Annotated in this window: 19 protein-coding genes; 16 read left to right on the top strand and 3 right to left on the bottom strand. The window is 53.3% G+C overall.

From position 1 onward, the window contains the following. Positions 1-157: 157 nt before the first annotated feature. Positions 158-1444, bottom strand: coding sequence for a citrate synthase (locus ACWAU4_RS14065; RefSeq protein ID WP_025011018.1), 1287 nt, complete (start codon positions 1442-1444; stop codon positions 158-160). 412 nt (positions 1445-1856) lie between these two features. On the opposite strand from ACWAU4_RS14065, the gene sdhC reads away from it, so the two are divergent. From sdhC to ACWAU4_RS14015, 10 genes are all read left to right on the top strand, one after another. Next, on the top strand, positions 1857-2252 hold the full coding sequence (sdhC, locus tag ACWAU4_RS14060) for a succinate dehydrogenase cytochrome b556 subunit (protein WP_025011017.1): 396 nt from the start codon (positions 1857-1859) through the stop codon (positions 2250-2252). Further along, the gene (gene sdhD, locus ACWAU4_RS14055; RefSeq protein ID WP_025011016.1) at positions 2246-2593 is read left to right on the top strand and encodes a succinate dehydrogenase, hydrophobic membrane anchor protein; all 348 of its coding nucleotides are present in this window, start codon (positions 2246-2248) and stop codon (positions 2591-2593) included. Before sdhC ends, sdhD begins: the two co-directional genes overlap by 7 nt. Continuing rightward, entirely contained in the window at positions 2594-4360 is a 1767-nt protein-coding gene (gene sdhA / locus ACWAU4_RS14050) for a succinate dehydrogenase flavoprotein subunit (protein ID WP_144165788.1), read from the top strand. Positions 4361-4372: 12 nt separating this feature from the next. Continuing rightward, the gene (locus ACWAU4_RS14045) at positions 4373-5080 is read left to right on the top strand and encodes a succinate dehydrogenase iron-sulfur subunit (protein ID WP_025011014.1); all 708 of its coding nucleotides are present in this window, start codon (positions 4373-4375) and stop codon (positions 5078-5080) included. Positions 5081-5274: 194 nt separating this feature from the next. Further along, the gene (gene sucA, locus ACWAU4_RS14040) at positions 5275-8097 is read left to right on the top strand and encodes a 2-oxoglutarate dehydrogenase E1 component (RefSeq protein WP_025011013.1); all 2823 of its coding nucleotides are present in this window, start codon (positions 5275-5277) and stop codon (positions 8095-8097) included. A 30-nt stretch (positions 8098-8127) separates the two neighbouring features. Then, positions 8128-9324, top strand: coding sequence for a 2-oxoglutarate dehydrogenase complex dihydrolipoyllysine-residue succinyltransferase (gene odhB, locus ACWAU4_RS14035; protein ID WP_028780473.1), 1197 nt, complete (start codon positions 8128-8130; stop codon positions 9322-9324). Positions 9325-9401: 77 nt separating this feature from the next. After that, complete coding sequence (sucC, locus tag ACWAU4_RS14030) at positions 9402-10568, top strand: ADP-forming succinate--CoA ligase subunit beta (RefSeq protein ID WP_025888715.1); 1167 nt, start codon at positions 9402-9404, stop codon at positions 10566-10568. Next, positions 10568-11440 (top strand): succinate--CoA ligase subunit alpha, encoded by an 873-nt coding sequence (gene sucD / locus ACWAU4_RS14025; protein WP_025011011.1) that lies wholly within the window; start codon positions 10568-10570, stop codon positions 11438-11440. Before sucC ends, sucD begins: the two co-directional genes overlap by 1 nt. Positions 11441-11953: 513 nt before the next feature. After that, positions 11954-12367: a nucleoside diphosphate kinase regulator gene (gene rnk / locus ACWAU4_RS14020; RefSeq protein WP_025011010.1), complete on the top strand. Its 414-nt coding sequence runs from the start codon at positions 11954-11956 to the stop codon at positions 12365-12367. Positions 12368-12459: 92 nt separating this feature from the next. Further along, positions 12460-12741, top strand: coding sequence for a hypothetical protein (locus ACWAU4_RS14015; protein WP_025011009.1), 282 nt, complete (start codon positions 12460-12462; stop codon positions 12739-12741). Positions 12742-12795: 54 nt separating this feature from the next. On the opposite strand, the gene fur is transcribed toward ACWAU4_RS14015, so the two are convergent. Continuing rightward, entirely contained in the window at positions 12796-13227 is a 432-nt protein-coding gene (gene fur, locus ACWAU4_RS14010; RefSeq protein WP_025011008.1) for a ferric iron uptake transcriptional regulator, read from the bottom strand. A 261-nt stretch (positions 13228-13488) separates the two neighbouring features. On the opposite strand from fur, the gene cobB reads away from it, so the two are divergent. From cobB to ACWAU4_RS13995, 3 genes are all read left to right on the top strand, one after another. Further along, the gene (gene cobB / locus ACWAU4_RS14005; RefSeq protein WP_025890087.1) at positions 13489-14223 is read left to right on the top strand and encodes a Sir2 family NAD+-dependent deacetylase; all 735 of its coding nucleotides are present in this window, start codon (positions 13489-13491) and stop codon (positions 14221-14223) included. A 131-nt stretch (positions 14224-14354) separates the two neighbouring features. Beyond that, positions 14355-14780 (top strand): AAA family ATPase, encoded by a 426-nt coding sequence (locus ACWAU4_RS14000; protein WP_037437211.1) that lies wholly within the window; start codon positions 14355-14357, stop codon positions 14778-14780. A gap of 357 nt (positions 14781-15137) precedes the next feature. Continuing rightward, positions 15138-17171, top strand: a complete 2034-nt coding sequence (locus tag ACWAU4_RS13995) for a multiheme c-type cytochrome (protein ID WP_028780471.1) — start codon at positions 15138-15140, stop codon at positions 17169-17171. 102 nt (positions 17172-17273) lie between these two features. Here ACWAU4_RS13995 and bioA read toward each other — a convergent pair whose 3' ends face one another. After that, a complete protein-coding gene (gene bioA, locus ACWAU4_RS13990) occupies positions 17274-18590 on the bottom strand; it encodes an adenosylmethionine--8-amino-7-oxononanoate transaminase (protein ID WP_107005368.1) in 1317 nt (438 codons plus the stop codon). Positions 18591-18764: 174 nt separating this feature from the next. On the opposite strand from bioA, the gene bioB reads away from it, so the two are divergent. From bioB to ACWAU4_RS13975, 3 genes are read left to right on the top strand one after another with little or no spacing between them, the layout of a single operon-like run. Further along, the gene (gene bioB, locus ACWAU4_RS13985; protein ID WP_208124884.1) at positions 18765-19829 is read left to right on the top strand and encodes a biotin synthase BioB; all 1065 of its coding nucleotides are present in this window, start codon (positions 18765-18767) and stop codon (positions 19827-19829) included. Position 19830: 1 nt separating this feature from the next. Next, positions 19831-20976 carry an aminotransferase class I/II-fold pyridoxal phosphate-dependent enzyme gene (locus ACWAU4_RS13980; RefSeq protein ID WP_208124883.1) on the top strand — a complete coding sequence of 382 codons (1146 nt, stop codon included), beginning with the start codon at positions 19831-19833 and terminating at the stop codon, positions 20974-20976. Further along, positions 20973-21764, top strand: coding sequence for a methyltransferase domain-containing protein (locus ACWAU4_RS13975; protein ID WP_144165796.1), 792 nt, complete (start codon positions 20973-20975; stop codon positions 21762-21764). The genes ACWAU4_RS13980 and ACWAU4_RS13975 overlap by 4 nt, the downstream gene beginning before the upstream one ends. Positions 21765-21796 lie beyond the last annotated feature (32 nt).

Raw genomic sequence — 21796 nt, 5'->3', positions numbered from 1 at the left:
AGTGGGTTAGGCGAAGGCCAATTTGCAGAACAAGGCTAGCAGCTGGCTGTCGAAAGCGAAGCCTGGCTGGTTTCCCCTTGATCACGCGACATGCTTGAACACAAAAAAGGCGCCCAAGGCGCCTTTTTTCAATGAGTTAGACTTAGCGTTGTCAGGCTCAGCGTTTGTCCAGTTCCACGAAGTCGCGGGATGTGGCACCTGTGTAGAGCTGACGTGGACGGCTGATCTTGTGACCAGGCTGATCCAGCATCTCTTTCCAGTGAGCAATCCAGCCAACGGTGCGGGCCAGGGCAAAGATAACGGTAAACATGGAGGTTGGAATACCAATCGCCTTCATGATGATACCTGAGTAGAAGTCGACGTTTGGATAGAGCTTCTTGGAGATGAAGTATTCATCTTCCAGAGCGATACGCTCAAGTTCCATGGCGACATCCAGCAGAGGGTCGTTAACCTTGAGTTCAGCCAGCACTTCGTGACAGGTTTCACGCATCACTTTGGCGCGTGGGTCAAAGTTCTTGTAAACCCTGTGACCGAAGCCCATCAGACGGAAAGGATCATCCTTGTCTTTGGCGCGTTCGATAAACTCAGGGATGCGATCCACAGTGCCGATTTCTTCCAGCATACGCAGACAAGCTTCGTTGGCACCACCGTGGGCAGGTCCCCACAGAGAAGCGATACCGGCAGCGATACAGGCAAACGGGTTGGCACCCGAAGAGCCCGCCAGACGCACGGTAGAGGTTGAAGCGTTCTGTTCATGGTCGGCGTGCAGGATAAAGATGCGATCCATGGCACGTTCAACAATCGGGTTCACCTTGTACTCTTCACAAGGTACCGCGAACATCATCGACAGGAAGTTACCGGCATAGCTCAGATCGTTCCGTGGGTACACGAACGGCTGACCTATGGAGTACTTGTAGCACATGGCGGCAATGGTCGGCATCTTGGAAACCAGGCGGAAGGCTGCAATTTCACGATGACGGGCATCGTTGACATCCAGAGAGTCCTGATAGAAAGAAGACAGGGCGCCTGTTACGCCACAAAGCATGGCCATTGGGTGTGCGTCACGACGGAAGCCTCTGAAGAAGAAGGCCAACTGCTCATGCACCATAGTGTGAGTTTTAACTGTGTAGGCAAACTTCTCATACTCTGCCTTGGTTGGCAGCTCGCCGTACAACAGCAGGTAACAGAGATCCAGATAGTCGGATTCTGTCGCCAGTTGATCTATCGGATAGCCACGGTGCAACAATACGCCCTGTGCGCCATCGATATAGGTAATTGCAGATTCACAGGAGGCCGTCGCGAGAAATCCTGGATCAAAGGTAAAGTAGCCTTTACTGCCGAGTTTACTGATGTCGATTACGTCGAAACCAGCAGTTCCTTGTTTCACTGGCAGTTCAATCGAGTCGTTCCCTGGTAATTCCAATTTGGCTTTTAAATCAGCCATACCCCGTTCTCCTTACTTCATTCTTATGTGAGTGCGGCATGTCAAACGGCCATTACTTTACAGCCAATCTAGATCACATTTCAATTTAAATAAGCGTTTAAATTCGTTAGACCATGGTATAGGTAAGACCAATTTCCCTGATAACACCAGCACTTATCCTGAAAAAAGCTCAAAAAAACAAAATTTGGATAATGTGATGTTTGTATTTGACATTTACGGCGAGTATACTTGCTCCGGCTCGCAAGAGCTGCAAACGGCGGGCTTGGTTAGCATATCACTAATTAACTAATTTTGTGTGTTGTCAACAAGTTAGCTTTTTGTTTCAACTTTCTTTTGTGAAACCCTTCTCTGTGACTTCAGTCACGGAACTGTGTAAGAGCAAAATCGGTTCACATAACAAAAAAAATGCTCAATGGAGCTGAGTGAGCAGAACGTGAAAAAGCAAAGACCTGTCCATTTAGATCTGCAGACCATTCGCTTCCCGGCGACTGCAATTGTGTCCATTCTGCACCGGGTTTCCGGTGTCATCATGCTGTTCGCTGTTGGTATACTCCTGTGGTTGCTGAATGCCTCGCTGGCATCGGCCGAGAGTTTCCAAGGCGTACAATCTCTGTTAGACAACTTCGTGGTGAAGTTTATCCTGTGGGGCATTCTGACCGCACTGGCTTACCACTTGCTGGGCGGCTTGCGTCACCTGGTAATGGATACCGGTCGTTGGGAAGAGTTACCTTCGGGTAAAGCATCGGCCAAGGCAGTATTTGTCCTGACCGCAGTGTTTTCTGTATTAGCGGGGATCTGGGTATGGTAACCAATGCAGCGAGTTTTGGACGCAGTGGTGTTCATGACTTCATCCTATTACGCGCAAGCGCCGTCATTCTGGCCGTTTACACTATATTCCTGGTCGGATTCGCAGCTTGCAGTTCACCTCTCACCTACGACGTCTGGCATGGGCTGTTTGCTTCACTGCCGATGAAAGTCTTTACTCTGTTGGCGCTGATTGCGCTGCTGATCCACGCCTGGATCGGTATCTGGCAGGTACTGACAGACTACGTCAAAAACGTAGCACTGCGTGGGGTTTTACAGTTTGTCTTTGTCGTGACCGCCTTTGCTTATCTGGCGTCAGGCATAGTAATAGTGTGGGGTGTTTAAGTGGCTATTCCAGTACGCGAGTTTGACGCTGTCGTGATTGGTGCCGGTGGTGCCGGCATGCGCGCAGCACTGCAGATTTCCCAAGAAGGCAAGAGCTGTGCGCTCCTGTCCAAGGTTTTTCCTACACGTTCTCACACGGTTTCGGCTCAGGGCGGGATCACTGTTGCTCTGGGTAATGCCCACGAGGACAACTGGGAACACCATATGTACGACACGGTAAAAGGTTCCGACTTCATCGGCGACCAGGATGCCATCGAGTACATGTGTCAGACCGGCCCCGAAGCGGTTATCGAGCTGGAGCAGATGGGTCTACCATTCTCACGCTTTGAAAACGGCACTATTTATCAGCGTCCTTTCGGCGGTCAATCCAAGAATTTCGGTGGTGAGCAGGCGGCCCGTACCGCGGCTGCAGCTGACCGTACCGGCCACGCTCTGCTGCACTGCTTGTACCAGCAGAACGTCAAGAACAAGACTCAGGTATTCTCCGAGTGGTATGCCTTGGATCTGGTTAAAAACGAAGACGGTGCCATCGTAGGTTGTACTGCAATCGAAATTGAAACCGGTGAAATCGTTTACTTCAAAGCCAAGGCCACTGTATTGGCTACCGGCGGTGCCGGTCGTATCTTTGCCTCTACCACCAATGCCCACATCAACACAGGTGATGGCGTTGGTATGGCTGCCCGTGCCGGGGTTCAGCTGCAGGACATGGAAATGTGGCAGTTCCACCCAACCGGGATTGCCGGTGCCGGTGTTCTGGTGACTGAAGGTTGTCGTGGTGAGGGCGGTTACCTGCTCAATAAGGACGGCGAACGCTTCATGGAGCGCTATGCGCCCAACGCCAAAGACCTGGCATCCCGCGACGTGGTTGCCCGCTCCATGATGACAGAAATTCGTGAAGGCCGCGGTTGTGAAGGTCCTATGGGCCCACACCTGAAGCTGAAACTGGACCATCTGGGCAAAGAAACCCTGGAAGCGCGTCTGCCTGGCGTATGCGAACTGTCCCGTACCTTTGCTCACATAGATCCCGCCGATGGCCCAATTCCGGTTATCCCGACCTGTCACTATATGATGGGTGGTCTGCCAACCAAGGTATCCGGTCAGGTGATCCACAAGAACGCCGATGGTACTGAAGAAGATATCAAGGGCCTGTTCGCCGTGGGCGAAATCGCCTGCGTATCGGTTCACGGTGCCAACCGTCTGGGTGGTAACTCACTGCTCGACTTGGTGGTGTTCGGTCGTGCGGCCGGTCAGCATCTGGGTAAAGCGCTGGATGAAACCGCAGATCCCAAGGCTGCGACTGAAGCCGACATACAGAAGTCTCTCGAGCGCCTGAATCGTTGGGAAAGCAATAAAGACGGTGAAGATCCAGCGGTTATCCGTAAAGATCTGCAGATGTGCATGCAGCTGAACTTCTCGGTATTCCGTAGTGGTGATGCCATGGCCGAAGGCCTGAAAGAATTGCAGAAAATTCGTGAGCGTCTGGCCAATGCCAAGCTGTCTGACAATTCCAAAGAGTTCAACACTCAGCGTATCGAGTGTCTGGAACTGGATAACCTGATGGCGACAGCAATCGCTTCTGCTTACGCAGCCAACTTCCGTACCGAGAGCCGTGGTGCTCACAGCCGTGAAGACTTCCCTGAGCGTGATGACGCCAACTGGCTGTGCCACAGCCTGTTTGACCCTGTCAACGAAACCATGTCCACCCGTGAAGTGAACATGGCGCCCAAGACACGTGAAGCCTTCCCGCCTAAGAAGCGTACCTACTAAGGAGTTGCGAAGATGAAATTGGATATTGCAGTTTATCGCTACAATCCTGATGTAGATACTAAGCCCTACATGCAGGATTACAGCCTGGAAGTGGCTGAAGGTTCAGATATGATGGTGCTGGATGCCTTGCTCAAGCTTAAAGAGCAGGACCCAAGCCTGTCTTTCCGCCGCTCTTGTCGTGAAGGGGTTTGTGGCTCCGACGGCATGAACATGAATGGCAAAAACGGTCTGGCCTGTATCACGCCTGTGTCTACCTTCAAAGGCAAGAAGATTGAAATCCGTCCTCTGCCCGGTATGCCTGTGGTGCGTGACCTAGTGGTTGACCTGAGTCAGTTTTACAAGCAATACGAGAAGATCAAGCCGTACCTCATCAATGATGAGAAGAAGCCGGCCCGTGAACATCTGCAGTCACCGGAGGAGCGTGCTCACCTGGATGGCCTGTATGAATGTATCATGTGTGCCTGTTGTTCTACGGCTTGCCCATCATTCTGGTGGAACCCGGACAAATTTGTTGGCCCCAGTGGTCTGCTGCATGCCTATCGCTTCCTGATAGACAGCCGTGATACTGCGACCGAGGAGCGTCTGAGCGAGCTGGATGATGCATACAGCGTCTTCCGTTGCCACGGCATCATGAACTGCGTGGATGTTTGTCCGAAAGGCTTGAACCCAACCAAGGCCATCGGACACATCAAGTCCATGTTGCTGAAGCGGGCTGTATAAATGCAAGACGACGAGCTTAATCCAATAACTACATAGGCTCGTAGGGAGTCACTTTCTCTGGGCAGGAAGTGGCTCTTTTGTGTGTAAAGGACTACAAAAGGCCGTAACATCCGGATGTCCCAGGGGCGGCTGAGACCCTGCCAAGGCAGGGAAAATATGGCTAAGCACGTGTATCAAGTTTGAAAGGATAAGAAATGCACCAAGGCAGCATGAAAGCCTGGCTCGAATCATCTCACTTGAGTGGGGCGAACTCGACCTACGTTGAAGAGATGTATGAAGCCTACCAAGAAGACCCCACCTCGGTATCTGATGACTGGCGTGCGGTGTTTGAGCAACTCCCTCCCGTGAACGGTGCCTCTGCTGATGTACCCGAAGCTTCTCACTCCAAGATCCGTGACTATTTTCGTTCTCTTGCACAGGAAGGTCGCAGCAAAGGTACCAGCCGTGTGTCCGATCCTGATGTGGACGCCAAGCAGGTAAAAGTTCTGCAATTGATCAACGCCTACCGTTTCCGTGGCCACCAGAATGCCAATCTGGACCCACTGGAGCTGTGGAAGCGCGACACAGTTGCTGAATTGGATCCGGCTTTCCACGGCCTGAGCGGCGAGGATATGGAGCGGGAGTTCAACACAGGTTCTTTTGCTTATGGCGGTGATACCCTGAAACTGGGTGAGCTGGTGAAGGCGCTCAAGGCGACTTACTGCGGCTCTATCGGCGCCGAATATATGCATATCACCGACACCGAGGAGAAACGTTGGATCCAGCAACGTCTCGAACCTTCACTGGGTAAGGGCAGCTATGATAAGGCCGTCAAGACCCGGATCCTTGAAGGATTGAATGCCGCCGAAGGCATGGAAAAATATTTGGGTGCCAAATTCCCCGGTGCCAAGCGCTTCTCCCTCGAAGGGGGCGACTCGCTGGTGCCTATGATGCGCGAAATTATCTATCGCGCCGGTGAAGCGGGTACCAAAGAGATAGTCGTGGGTATGGCTCACCGTGGCCGTCTTAACGTTCTGGTTAACATTCTGGGCAAGCGTCCTGCCGAACTCTTTGACGAGTTTGCCGGCAAGCATCATGAGACGCTGGGTTCAGGGGACGTTAAGTACCATCAGGGCTTCTCTTCCGATTTTGAAACGCCCGGTGGCAATGTTCACCTGGCTTTGGCGTTTAACCCTTCACACCTGGAAATCGTTAACCCGGTAGTGATGGGTTCGGTACGCGCCAGACTGGATCGCCGCGGCAGCGAAGATGGCCTGCAGGTAATGCCTATCACCATCCATGGTGACTCGGCCATTGCCGGACAGGGCATAGTGCAGGAGACATTCAATATGTCTCAGACCCGTGGCTTTAAAGTCGGCGGCTCTATCCGCATCGTGGTGAACAACCAGGTGGGCTTTACCACCTCCAACCACCAGGATGTGCGCTCAACCGAATACTGTACCGATATCGCCAAGATGGTGCAGGCGCCGATTTTCCACGTCAACTCTGACGATCCTGAAGCTGTGGCTTTCGTATCTCAGCTGGCGGTGGATTATCGCAACACCTTTAAGCGTGACGTCGTTATCGACCTGGTGTGCTACCGCCGCCATGGTCACAACGAGGCCGATGAGCCCAGCGCGACTCAGCCACTGATGTACGCCAAGATCAAGAAGCACCCAACGCCACGTAAGATCTACGCCGACAAGTTGATTGCCGAAAATAGCATTGCGGCCGACGATGTCACCGCCATGATCAACAGCTATCGTGACGCGCTGGATCAAGGGGATTGTGTGGTCAAAGAGTGGCGTCCAATGACGCTGCACACTGTGGACTGGACTCCTTATCTCAACCGCGAGTGGGATGAGTCTTTTGAATCCGGTATGACCCGCGAACGTCTGCAGAATCTGGCCGACAAGATAAGTTATGTGCCGGAGAGCCATAAGCTGCACTCCCGCGTGGCCAAGATATATAACGACCGCGTCGCTATGGCCAAAGGCGAGAAGCTGATGGACTGGGGCTTTGCCGAGACTCTGGCCTATGCCAGCATCCTCGAAGACAAGCAAAGAGTCAGGATCACGGGTCAGGACTCGGGTCGTGGTACCTTCTTCCATCGCCACGCCGTGCTGCACAACCAGAACGATGCCACTACTTACCTGCCGCTGCGCCATGTGGCCGAAGAGCAGGGCCCTATCGACATCACTGACTCAGTGTTGTCTGAAGCCTCAGTGCTGGCGTTCGAGTACGGTTATGCCACTGCTGAGCCAGGCGGCCTGACTATCTGGGAAGCCCAGTTCGGTGACTTTGCCAACTGTGCCCAGGTGGTTATTGACCAGTTCCTGTCATCCGGTGAGCAGAAGTGGGGCCGTCTGTGCGGTTTGACTATGTTACTGCCTCACGGCTATGAAGGTCAGGGTCCGGAGCACTCCAGTGCCCGTCTGGAGCGCTTCCTGCAGCTGTGTGCCAACCACAATATGCAGGTGTGTGTGCCTTCGACTCCGGCTCAGGTTTACCACATGCTGCGTCGTCAGGTGGTGCGTCCAATGCGTCGTCCGCTGGTGGTAATGTCTCCCAAGTCGCTGCTGCGTCATCCGCTGGCAGTGTCTTCCATGGATGAGCTGGCCAATGGTCAATTCCAGAACGTTATCGGTGAAATCGATACATTGGATGCCGCCAAGGTCGATCGCGTGGTGTTCTGTAGCGGTAAGGTTTACTACGAGCTGCTGGAACGTCGCCGCAAAGAGAATATCGATAACGTCGCTTTGGTGCGGGTCGAGCAGTTGTATCCCTTCCCACACGAAGAGATGGCAACAGCACTGAAAGACTATCAGCATGTGACCGACTTTGTTTGGTGTCAGGAAGAGCCTCAGAACCAAGGTGCCTGGTATTGCAGCCAGCATCACTTCTGGGCAGCCATTCCCAAAGGTGCCCAGCTCAGCTACGCTGGCCGTGACGCCTCTGCAGCGCCGGCCTGTGGCTACCCTGAGTTGCATACGCATCAGCAGGAATCACTGATCACTAGCGCATTAAAACTGAAGTAATAGAAATTTATACAAAAAGGAAAGCTTTCCATGAGTATCGAAATCAAGGTACCTGTACTGCCCGAATCTGTTGCCGACGCGACTATCGCCACTTGGCACGTTAAGCCTGGTGAGCCGGTTTCCCGTGATCAGAACCTGGTTGATATTGAAACAGATAAAGTGGTGTTGGAAGTTGTAGCACCCGAAGATGGCCAGATCAGCGAACTGCTGTTCCAGGAAGGGGATACCGTCCTGGCAGAGCAGGTTATCGCCAACTTCGTCGCCGGCGCGGTTGCCGGCCAGGAAGTGAGCAAAGAGCAGGCTGAAGCCGCTGCGCCAAAGGCTGAAGAAGCCGCGGCAGAAGGCAACGATGCCCTGAGCCCATCAGTACGCCGCCTGATAGCCGAACACAACCTGGATGCCGCTAAAATCAAGGGCACAGGTGTAGGTGGCCGTATCACCAAAGAAGATGTGGAAGCCTTCGTTAAGTCCAGCTCTGCCAAGCCAGCTGCAGCTGCTGCCACAGCACCTGTGACCCTGGCGGGCGATCGTAGCGAGAAGCGCGTACCTATGACGCGTCTTCGCAAGACTATCGCCACTCGTCTGCTGGAAGCCAAGAACTCCACCGCCATGCTGACCACCTTCAACGAGGTCAACATGAAGCCTATCATGGACATCCGTAAGAAGTATCAGGAAGTCTTTGAGAAGAAACACGGCATCCGTCTTGGCTTTATGTCTTTCTATGTGAAAGCCGTAACCGAAGCGCTGAAGCGTTATCCAGAAGTCAACGCTTCTATCGATGGCAGCGACATCCTGTACCACAACTACTTTGATGTCAGCATCGCCGTTTCCACGCCTCGCGGCCTGGTAACGCCTGTGCTGCGCGACACAGATACCATGAGCCTGGCCGATATTGAAAAAGCGGTTCGCGAACTGGCTATCAAGGGCCGTGACGGCAAGCTGACAGTGGAAGATATGACAGGTGGTAACTTCACTGTGACCAACGGCGGAGTGTTTGGCTCCTTGATGTCGACGCCTATTCTTAACCTGCCACAAAGTGCAATCCTTGGCATGCATGCCATCAAGGACCGCCCAATGGCAGTCAATGGTCAGGTGGAAATCCTGCCCATGATGTACCTTGCTCTCTCATATGACCATCGCATCATTGATGGTCGTGAGTCAGTTGGCTTCCTGGTAACCATTAAGGATCTGCTGGAAGACCCAACTCGTCTGCTGCTGGACTTGTAAGCGCCGCCAGACAATAACCTCGTGACTGGCCCCTCGGGGCCGGTTGGATTTAAAACGTAGTATACGGATAGATCATCATGAATTTGCATGAGTATCAGGCAAAAGCCCTATTTGCCGAATATGGTTTACCAGTGTCAGAAGGCTATGCTTGTGACACAGCTCAGGAAGCTGTTGAAGCAGCCGGTCGCATTGGCGGAAACATGTGGGTAGTCAAGTGCCAGGTGCACGCTGGCGGCCGCGGTAAGGCAGGTGGCGTTAAAGTTACTGGCGACAAAGAAGAGATCAGAGCCTTTGCCGAACATTGGCTGGGCAAGAATCTGGTAACTTATCAGACTGATGAAAAAGGTCAGCCGGTTGCCAAGATCCTGGTTGAAAGCTGCACTGATATCGCCAACGAACTCTATCTGGGTGCCGTTGTCGACCGTGGCACTCGCCGCGTCGTGTTTATGGCTTCTACCGAAGGTGGTGTGGAAATTGAAAAGGTGGCCGAAGAGACCCCTGAGCTGATCCACAAAGCCATTATCGACCCTATCACAGGTCCTCAGCCTTACCAGGCGCGTGACCTTGGCTTCAAGCTGGGTCTGAACCCAACTCAAATCAAGCAGTTCACCAAGATCTTTATGGGTCTGGCGACCATGTTCCTGGAGCATGACTTTGCCCTGCTGGAGATCAACCCTCTGGTGATCACCACCGAAGGCAACCTGCACTGTCTGGACGGTAAGATTGGCGTAGATGGTAACGCTCTGTTCCGTCAGCCAAAGATCAAAGACATGCACGATCCTTCACAGGATGACCCACGTGAAGCCCACGCTGCCAAGTTCGAACTGAACTATGTGGCTCTGGACGGTAACGTAGGTTGCATGGTAAACGGTGCCGGTCTGGCCATGGGTACCATGGATATCGTTAACTTGCACGGTGGCAAGCCAGCCAACTTCCTCGACGTAGGTGGTGGCGCGACCAAAGAACGTGTTGCCGAAGCCTTCAAGATCATTCTGTCTGACAGCAATGTGAAGGCCGTTCTGGTGAATATCTTCGGTGGTATCGTGCGTTGTGACATGATCGCCGAAGGTATTATCGGTGCAGTGAAAGAAGTCGGTGTGAAAGTGCCTGTGGTTGTGCGTCTGGAAGGTACCAACGCCGAGCTGGGCTCTAAAGTTCTGGCCGAATCAGGTTTGGATATCATTGCTGCGACAAGTCTGACCGACGCTGCTCAGCAAGTAGTTAAAGCTGCGGAGGGCAAATAATGTCTGTTTTAATCAACAAAGATACCAAGGTTATCTGCCAGGGTTTCACCGGCGGTCAGGGTACTTTCCATTCTGAGCAGGCGATTGCCTATGGTACTCAGATGGTCGGCGGTGTGTCTCCAGGTAAAGGCGGCACCACTCACTTGGGCTTGCCAGTATTCAACACTGTGAAAGACGCTGTTGCCGCCACCGGCGCCACTGCATCTGTTATCTATGTACCTGCGCCTTTCTGTAAAGACGCTATCCTGGAAGCCATCGATGGCGGTATCGAGCTGATCGTTTGTATCACCGAAGGTATCCCAACTCTGGATATGCTGCAGGTAAAAGTGAAGCTGGAAGAAACCGGCGTGCGCATGATTGGCCCTAACTGCCCGGGTGTTATCACCCCCGGCGAATGTAAAATAGGCATCATGCCAGGTCACATCCACAAGCCAGGTAAAGTGGGTATCGTTTCCCGCAGCGGCACTCTGACTTACGAAGCCGTTAAGCAGACTACTGACGAAGGTTTCGGCCAGTCTACCTGTGTGGGCATTGGTGGTGACCCAATCCCTGGTACCAACTTCATCGACGTACTGGAAATGTTCCAGAACGATCCTCAGACCGAGGCCATAGTGATGATAGGTGAAATCGGCGGTACCGCCGAAGAAGAAGCGGCGGCTTACATCAAGGCCAACGTCACCAAGCCTGTGGTCTCTTACATTGCCGGTGTGACTGCACCAGCAGGTAAGCGTATGGGCCATGCGGGCGCCATCATTGCCGGCGGTAAGGGGACAGCCGCCGACAAGTTCGCTGCTCTGGAAGCCGCGGGCGTGACTACCGTACGCTCGCTGGCCGAAATCGGCAGCGCGCTGCGTGAGAAGACCGGCTGGTAAGCACAGTCGTTAAGCTCACAAAAGGCGCCGCAAGGCGCCTTTTTTATTGGCTGCTGTGATGAAGCTCAGATGCCCCCGGCTGGATATTTGATTGGGAAAAGGTTAGATTGGGGCTAGGCTATCCCTTCGGGGAGTCTTGGTGCATTAATGCGCTAAAAAATTAAAAAATTCAAATTGTTATCAATCATCTTTCTCTGGGTTGTGGGTTTGTTGTTATCAGGAGCCGGGTAATGGGTTGCGCCAGAGCAGCCACTGACGCGGGTATCCGGATAAACCCAGAGGGTTTGATGCAGTGTTAACACAGACTTCAGCGCCGTATTGGTTCGCCCGATGCGGCGCTGAAGTGCAATTCGGGGGCGAAAGACCTCGAGATAGTTGATTCAAGCTGAATGAGTCTGAAACGCCTGTCAGGCGATTTTCAGCGATTGGGTATTGGTGTCAACCCTCAATGGGGGAAGGGATGACCCGATGTGGGGCCGCTCAGGCGGCTTTTCTGAAAAGTAGAGGATTGCTGTGAGTACACAACCTAATATCGTAATTTCTGAAGTGGATCTGGAGCGCCTGGAGCGTTTACTGGATTCATTGCCGGCCAATGCCTTTCCTGGCCATCAAGCGCTTGAGGCTGAGCTGGAGAGAGCGGAAATCAGGCCATCCAAGGAGATGCCGGACAATGTGGTGACCATGAACTCTGAAGTTCGTTTTCGTATGTCTTCCTCCAATGAAGAGTTCACCTTGCGTCTGGTTTACCCAAAAGATGCCGATGGCAGTGCCGGTAAAATTTCAATTCTGGCTCCGGTTGGCGGCGCCTTGTTGGGCTTGGCCCAGGGTGATGAAATTGAATGGCCGGGCCCGGGTGGCGGCACAGTGAAAGTGCGGATTGAAGAGATTATCTATCAACCGGAGCGCTCAGGTGATTTTCACCGCTAAGCACCGGAGCCGGTAAGGCTCTTGAACGGATACGGGAGTGATATACAACTAAGTCACTCAGAATGCACCAACGACAGGGAATGGAGATAAAGATGAAGCAGTACTTTGTCCACAATGGTTTTTCTGCCGGCAGCGGTAAATTACCGGCGGATCCACAGTTGATCAGTGAACAGGACGCCGACAAACTGATGCAGTTTGCCGGTTTGGAGCCCAAGCTCGTAGGGAATTTGACCCCTCCGGCGCAGTTTGCCGAAGAGGGGGACTGGTTGTTCAGGCTTTTCGCCAATAACCGTTTTCTTTGCTATGCGGATCCAACACTTTTCAGCCATGCCTGCCCAAGGAAGAAGGGCGAGCCTCTGGCTTTAAACTGGTAACTCCAAGGTTACCGGCAATAAAAAACCAGCGCTTGGCGCTGGTTTTTTTAATTATCACTCTTGGCCGTGATCGCACTTGTCGTTGGTGCAGACGCCATAGAGGTAGAGGCTGTGATTGGTGAGCTTGATATTGTGACGCATGGCGATTTCATGCTGACGACGCTCGATAAGATCATCGGAAAACTCGATCACTTTGCCACAGCTCAGGCATACCAGGTGATCATGATGGTGTTGGGTGGAGAGTTCAAACACGGCTTTGCCGCTTTCGAAGTGGTGACGGCTGACAATGCCGGCATCATCAAACTGGTTCAGTACCCGATAAACGGTAGCCAGACCTATCTCTTCGCCGATATCCAGCAATTTCTTATATAAATCTTCGGCACTGATATGCTGGTTCTCCGGTTCTTGCATCAGCTCCAGGATTTTGACTCGTGGCAGGGTGATTTTCAAACCCGCTTTCTTCAGCGCTTGATTTCCATCTGTCATGGCTAATCTCTTGATTGCAGAACCCTTGGTATTACACATAGGTTCGTCCGTGGATAATAGACCCCATTATATGTGTACTGTTCTAAAACTTAAACCTCTGATCCGGCTTTTGGTACTTCTGTGGGGTAACTTGGCTATAATCGGCATAAATTTGAATAAAAACAAGCAATTTAAACATACTTTTTGTATGGTTATACCAAGGCATAATTGCAGTGTTTGGTCATCGTTGGCAGGATGACAGAAAAACAAAAAGGACACTAGATGCATCGTCGAATCGTGGTTTTAACCGGCGCCGGGATCTCTGCCGAGTCCGGATTACGTACCTTCAGGGATCAAGATGGCCTGTGGGAAGAGCATCATATTGAAGATGTGGCGACTCCTGAAGGCTATGAGCGTGACCCTGAGTTGGTCGAGCGCTTCTACAATGGCCGTTGGCAGCAATTGCATGCGGGCAATATAGAACCCAACGCCGCCCATACGGCGCTCTCTCGCCTTGAGCAGGAGTTTGAGGGGGAACTGCTTATTGTCACCCAAAACATAGACGATCTGCACGAGAGAGCCGGTTCCAGGCGCTTGCTGCATATGCACGGTGAACTTTCCAAGGGGCGTTGTCCGCGCTCGCGGCAAACCTTTACCCTGCACGAACCCTTCGGGCCGGAGAATACCTGCACCTGTTGTATTCCGGCGCAGCGTTTGCGGCCTCATGTGGTTTGGTTCGGTGAAATGCCCCTGGGAATGGATAGAATTCACGATGCTTTGGATCACTGCGATCTCTTTATTGCCATTGGCACTTCAGGCACTGTCTATCCCGCTGCCGGTTTTGTCGACAGCGCCAATCATCATGGTGCGCTTACCGTCGAGGTCAATCTGATGCCGGCAGACAGACACAGCCAGTTTCAAATTCACCTGCAAGGCAAGGCCAGTGAGATGGTACCGGCACTGGTGGAGCGGATCCTTGCCGGTCAGTCTATCTGCAATCAAACCGGCCAGAACTGATGCCTGAGCCCAAAACAGGTGCCAGCCTGCTTGAGCCGCCTGTCGGTATTTCAAGCGCGCGTAATATCCAAGAGATCAAGGGGGTTATTGACCCCGGGGCTATTGATGGCAACAGCCGCTTGGCGATCATCATGCGCGGCCTGCCGGGCAGCGGTAAATCATACTGGGTTCGGCAGTTTATCCAGGAACTACCAGCGAGGATTGCCCAGAATGTCACTGAGAGAGGCCTGTGCTCAACCGACAGTTTCTTTTACCAAAATAACCGCTACTGCTTCGACATTGCCCGTTTGCCGGAATTTCATCAGCTCAATCTGAGCCGCTTCATCGAGGCGTTGGCATCTGGTATGCCTGTGGTTATCTGCGACAATACCAATATGGCACTGTGGGAGTTCGCGGCCTATCAGGCAGCAGCAAAGGCCTTGAATTACCGGGTGCATATTCAACAGATTGGTGATGTGCGCAGCAAAATTCACCAGCGTGAATGTGCCAAGCGAAACAAACATGGCGTAAGTCTTAACTCCATTCAACGAATGGCCAGTCAATTTCAAAGAAATTAAAAATAACTTTTGCAAGTAAATTAAAATATCTGATTTCATAAATTGCAATATATCGGTATAAGATGAGTATGATTAAAGAAATTCCGAGTTGATATATTTCTTTAATAAAGTCAGTAATTCACCTATTAATATTTTTAAGTTTATTTTAATAATTGCAATCGTATTAAAATGTTTCATAGTCACATCTTGTGTCTTTGCTCACTCTTTTGTTTTATTTTTAGTCATATTATCTGCTCGGGTCAGAATAGACCCGTTAATCATTATTATAACTTTCGTTTGAGTTTCGGGAGTCGGATTGTTCCTCTTAAAAATAAAGAGTGAGCAAGCGGTATTCCTTTGCTCAAACAGGAGAGAAAGATGACCATACTTAAAAAGAAAAGAGTTGCGCTGATGGTGATGGCGATACTGTTGGCCGGTTGCAGTGATGGTGAAGATGGCCGTGATGGAGCGCCAGGTGAACCGGGAACCCCCGGAGAACCTGGGAAGCCGGGGACGAATCCCCCAGTGACCCAATCGGTCGAAACCCAAGTTAAAGTGATTAATTACACATTGGGCGAGGGTAAGGTTAGCTACGAATTTGAAGTAACAGATGAAAATGGCGACTTAATTAATGAACTGACAGATGTTCAGGCAAAAGTGGCTGCTTTGACTGCTAAAGGTTTTATTCTTAACCGGGATGAAAATCCTATTAATGGGGTTGAGGACAATGTTCATATCGGCGGTGCAGTAACTCAGGCAACAGAAGGTGCAACGCTGACTCAAGTAGATGATGGTCATTATATTTTTGAAGCCCCAATGGCAGGTGTTAATGCCGCCACTGAAGGCATTGTTTGGCTGCGTGTCGGCGGTAATGATGCCATTGCCCGTTCAAAGGCGTTGGTCGTCAATAAGCCGGAAGGTCAATTCAGTACCACAACAGAAGCCTGTTATGCCTGTCACGTGGATTATTCACTCAGTCCTCGTCGTCACGCCAGCTACGTGGCTGAAGGCATGGACGGTGAAGTGGATTTTGTGGCAGGTTGCTTGGTCTGTCACGGCTCAGTCAGTCGCGCAGCGACCAATGATGAAGGATTCTCCATCGGTGGCTATGCCACCAATACCTTGTCCAAGATAGGTCACATCAATCATAGGGAGTTCAGCAAGGACTTCAGCGTGCTCAACTGCAGCAGTTGCCATACTGATGCGCCGATCAACAGTAACTTTACCGGCCCTGGTTGTATCGATTGTCATGGTAAAGAAGGGACACCGGCCGGAGACATAGTGCCTTCAAATGGTCTGGACTTCCGTGAACTGCATGAACAGAAAGCCGGGATCACCAAGTTGCAAGCGTTGCGCCTTGGTTACACAGTTGCGCTTTCTACCCCTGAATCCGATGGTGCCGGTGGTTGGTGTTCGACCATCAGTGTCAAGGATAAAGAGGGCAATCTGGTCAATATCGGCAACAACTATAATGCCGATTATGCCACCGCAGGTTATGTTGCCGCCAAGCCGATAGTCTATGCGGGCGCATACCTGCATGCCTATGACAACCATGGCTTGGTGGGCCGCCCGGGCGCCCGTAACTCAGAAACCAAGACGGACAATGCCGATGGTACCCGCACTGTGTGTTATGCGGCGGCCAACATAGCCGCAGGTTATGAGAATGCCGGTTATATGTTCTCGGCGCGGGTGACTTTCTCCAGCGAAGGTTGGCAGTACTATGATGGCAAGGTACGTGGTCAGACAGGTGATCGCATTCGTGCCAATGGTTATGACGGCTCCATGGGGGTCTCCTTCACAGCTTACTCAGATGTGATCAGTCCGGCCGATGGCAGCAAGATTTCCGGCTTTGATCGGCGTCAGGTGGTGGCTGACAGCAGCTGTATCACCTGCCATAACGATGTGACTGCCTTCCACAAGAACGGTGAGTTCGATAACGGTGGTAAGGGTTGTATCGCTTGTCACGGCAACGGAATGGCACGCACCAGCGCCGATTATGGTGCCGGCTTCGGTCCCATGATCCACAGCTGGCACTGGGGTAAGGGGGCAACTGTCGGAGAAGTGGCTCAGGATGCCGATGGTAACTGGAGTCAGACAGGAAAAGCCAACGGCGCCGCAGCGATTGCACCGGCCAGCAGTTGTGTGGCCTGTCACCAGGATGGCCTGTCGCTGGCCGCTGTGCCCAACCAGTATATTCTGGAGCCCGGCAGCAAGATGACCAGCCCGGTCACCGCAAACTGTTATGCCTGCCACACCAGTGATTCGGCCAAGGCGCATATGAGCCAAAATGGCGGTGATATCAGCGTGGATATCCCGGCTGTTGAGTGGTTCAAGCAGCCAAGTGCCGAATCCTGTGCGACTTGCCATGACACCGGCAGAACCTTTGGTATCGATAAGTACCATAAGTTCTAAAAGGGTTTTATTGAGTAAACATTCCCTGCAAGGCTTGGTTTACCTCAAGACAAAGCGGCTCGTTTGAGCCGCTTTTTTTAGTACAGTTGAGGTGTAGCGGGCTCAGCCGTGACTGACGAAGGCGCTGTCATCTTGATTTTGCTCGCTCGTCAGTGCTGCTACTTCCAGCATGGCCCGGCTCAGGCTGCTCAGCTCTTCTGCGCTGATTCCATAGGGCGGCATGATATAGATGAGTTTGCCAAAGGGACGGATCCACACGCCGCGGGCAACAAATTCGGCCTGCAGCGCCGCGGTATTGACCTGTTTGTGCATCTCCAGTACCCCAACGGCGCCAAGTACCCGTACCGCTTTGACTCCCGGCAGTACCGCTGCCGGTGCCAGTTCCTGTTTAAGCTGAGTTTCAATGGCCTTGACCTGAGCTTGCCACTCACCGCTTGCCAGCAGTGCCAGGCTGGCGCGGGCGGCGCTACAGGCCAGAGGATTGGCCATAAAGGTAGGCCCATGCATAAATACGCCGGCAGGGGAGCTGTCTATACCCGCCGCCACTTTATCGCTGCACAGCGTCGCCGCCAGACTGATATAGCCGCCGGTGAGCGCCTTGCCGACACACATGATGTCCGGCGCTATGTCTGCGTGTTCGCAGGCAAACAGCTTACCGGTACGGCCAAAACCTGTGGCGATTTCATCCAGGATCAGCAGCACATCGTACTTGTCGCACAGGGCTCTAGCCGCCTTGAGATAGTCGGCGCTGTAAAACCACATGCCACCGGCACCTTGCATTATGGGCTCGAGGATCAGCGCGGCGGTTTGCTTGCCGTGCTCGGCCAGCATGGCTTCGAGTCCGGCGATGTCATCTGCTTTAGCGGTTTCACCAAAGGGTGTGCTCGGCGCCGGGGCAAACAGTTGCCGGGCCACATTGTCACCAAACATGGTGTGCATGCCGCCCTCCGGGTCGCAGACGCTCATGGCGGCGAACGTGTCGCCATGGTAGCCCTGCTTGACCGTCATGATGCGGTTTTTCTCAGTCTTGTTTTGTCCTTGCCAGTACTGCAGCGCCATTTTCAGCGCCACCTCCACCGAAATGGAGCCTGAGTCAGCCAGAAACACCTTGGTCAGTGGCTCCGGGGTGATAGTGATGAGTTGGCGACACAGTTCTATGGCGCTCTCATGGGTGATCCCTCCGAACATCACATGGCTCAGGTGTTTGAGTTGCTCTTCCATGGCGCTGAGAATTGCCGGGTGGCTGTAACCATGGACGCAGGCCCACCAGGAGCTGGTGCCGTCGATAAGCTCGCGACCATCCTCCAGTGTCAGGCGTACGCCCTCGGCGGCTTTAACCCCATAAACGGGTAGGGTGTGGCTCATGGAAGTGTAGGGATGCCAGATATGCTGACGGTCAAAACAATAATCTATGCTCATATATTAACCAAAGGTAAACCTGTGCAACTGGTTGGCGTTGACAGTGAGGGCGTCGCGGGTATGCTAACGAAAATAATTCAGGCCTTCAAGCAGCCAACTGAACCCGGATCCCGATGGATTAATCGGTAAAATCGGCTTCAGCAACAAATAGATCAGACTCAGGTAACACAGAATATGTCCAATACAGAGCTGCGCCATGACTGGCGCCGTGAAGAGGTTGAAGCCCTCTTTGCCCTGCCGATGAATGATTTGTTGTTTCGTGCCCACAGCGTGCACAGAACCCATTTCAATCCCAATGAAGTTCAGGTCAGCCGTCTGTTGTCAATCAAGACGGGTGCCTGTCCGGAAGACTGCAAATACTGCCCCCAGAGCGCCCGCTACGACACAGGATTGGAAAAAGAGCGTCTGCTGGAGATGGAAAAGGTACTGACAGAGGCCAGAAGTGCCAAGGCCGCCGGGGCGACCCGCTTCTGCATGGGAGCCGCCTGGCGTAACCCGCATGAGCGCGATATGCCTTATCTCAAGCAGATGGTGCAGGAGGTTAAATCCCTGGGGATGGAAACCTGTATGACCTTGGGTATGCTCAGCGAAAACCAGGCCAACGAGCTGGCCGAAGCCGGGCTGGATTACTACAACCATAACCTGGATACCTCGCCGGAATACTATGGTGACATCATCACCACCCGCACCTATCAGCAGCGGTTGGACACCCTGGCCAATGTGCGCGCCGCCGGCATGAAGGTGTGCTCCGGCGGGATTGTCGGCATGGGCGAGCAGGCCACCGACAGGGCGGGGCTGCTGCAGCAGTTGGCCAATCTGGAGCAACATCCCGACTCTGTACCTATCAATATGTTGGTCAAGGTGGCCGGTACGCCGCTGGACAGCCTGGACGACCTGGATCCGCTGGAGTTTGTACGCACCATAGCCGTGGCCAGAATCATGATGCCTTTGTCACGGGTACGCTTGTCGGCCGGGCGTGAAAATATGACAGATGAGCTGCAGGCCATGTGTTTCTTTGCCGGGGCTAACTCGATTTTCTATGGGTGCAAGCTGTTGACCACCGCCAACCCGGAAGAAAATGACGATATGAGCCTGTTCCGCCGTCTGGGATTGACCCCGGAGCAGGGTAAGGCTGCCACGGTCGAGGAAGAGGGCGCCGAAATAGCCCGCGCCGTGGCCAAGGCAGAGGCTATCAATAACAAGGCTCAGGGACAGTTTTACGACGCCGGAGCCCTGTAACTTGACCTCATTGCTGGACAAAATGGCCCGCCGCCGTGAAGAGCTTGCGCGCGGCGGCTTGCTCAGGCAAAGACGCTGCTTTGCAGCAGCGCCTGGCCGTGAGCGACTATTGCATCCTGTTGCCCAAGCCCAAGCCACAGGCAAACCATTGTTGGATTTTGCCGCCAATGATTATCTGGGCCTGGCCCGTCATCCCAAGGTCATCTCTGCGCTTGCCAAGGGGGCAGAGATCTATGGCTGCGGCAGCGGCGCTTCACCTCTGGTTTCGGGTTACAGCGAGGCGCATCTCAAGCTGGAACAAGGTCTGTGCCGGGCACTCGGCGCAGAAGCGGCGTTATTGTTCAGCTGTGGTTTTGCCGCCAACACTGCGCTGATGAAAACCCTGTTTAGCGCTGAAGATACAGTGATTGCCGACAAATTGGTGCATGCCTCCATGATAGATGGCCTGCGCGACTCAAAGGCCAAAATACGGCGTTTTGCCCATAACGATATGGCGGCAGCTACAACGCTTTTGGCCCGGCATCCCGGCAGCGCTGTGCTCACCGAAACCGTGTTCAGCATGGATGGCGACAGGGCGCCGCTCGGTAAATTGAGCCACTTGTGCCAAGAGCACGGCAGCCCGCTTATTCTCGATGATGCCCACGGCTTTGGCCTATTTGAGTCATCATCCCTGCCTGTATTTGCCCGTTTGGTGACCTTTGGCAAGGCGCTCGGAGGTCAGGGCGCGGCGATTGTGGGCTCGCAGGAATTGATAGACTATCTGGTGGCCAATGCCCGTGAATACATCTATTCCACCGCGCTGTCACCCGCCTGCTGTATGGGCGTGCTCGAGGCTCTGGAGCTGATCCAGCAAGAGCCCTTGCTCGAGCGCCTCAACGCCAATATCGCTTTGTTTCGCCGCAGCTGCCAAGTGGCGGGGATCTCCTTGATGCCATCTGAGTCGCCAATTCAACCTCTGTTGGTGGGTGAGAGTGACAGATGTATGGCGCTGGCAGCAAGGCTTCTGGAACGCGGCTTCCTGGTGGGGGCGATTCGGCCCCCCACAGTCCCCAAAGGCAGTGCCAGATTGCGTATTACCCTGAGCGCCGAGCACAGGGAGCAGGATATACTGGCCTTGGCCTCGGCATTGGCGGAGCTGATGGCATGAGCAACATGAGTCATGAGCCTCTGGCCAGTCACTCAGGCCTGGTGCAATCCGTGCCGCTCGGGGATGTTGCCGGGCGCTTTTCCAAGGCGGCAACCGCTTATGAGCGCCACAATAGGGTGCAGCGTCTGACGGCCGAAGCCTTGCTTGACTGGGACGATTGCCCACACTCAGGAAAACTGCTGGATATAGGTGCAGGTCCGGGCACGGCTTTTGCCACGCTCTGGCCCCAAAGCGTGACTGCCCTGGATATCGCCAGCGGAATGCTCAAGCAGCTGAAGGGAAATTTCCCCGATTATCAGGTTGTTTGTGGCAATGCCGAGCAGCTTCCCTTTGGCGACGACAGTTTTGATGCGGTTTATTCCAATCTGGCGCTGCAGTGGTGCGGCGATATTCCGGCCGCCTTGGCAGAGATTTTTCGGGTCATGCGCCCGGGCGGTTCGGCGCGCCTAGCCATAGTGGCCCGGGGCAGTTTGCCCGAATTACAGACGCTGGGGCTGCGAGTCAAGGCGTTTGCAGCCGAACATAAGTTGGAGCAAGCGCTGGCGCAGCATCCCTGGCAGAGCTTGCACACGCAAAGCCGCACCTTTCAGTGCCATTTTGCCAATCTCAGGGAATTGCTTTACTCCATCAAGGGGGTCGGCGCTTCAGTCGGCGCCGACAAAAACTCAGGTGCCGGGCTCAAGGGAAAGGGTTTTTGGCATACACTTAACGGGCAGGCCGAAGTCCTTAGAACGGACAAGGGAATGCCGCTGACATACAGGATAGTAATGGTTCAGGCCCGAAAATAACCATTGATGTTTTGGCTGTAGGGGTAGTTCAG

This window comes from Shewanella sp. FeAMO (assembly GCF_053653955.1).
The sequence above is the reverse complement of the archived record's forward strand: the minus strand, read 5'-3'. Positions and strand labels throughout refer to the sequence as shown.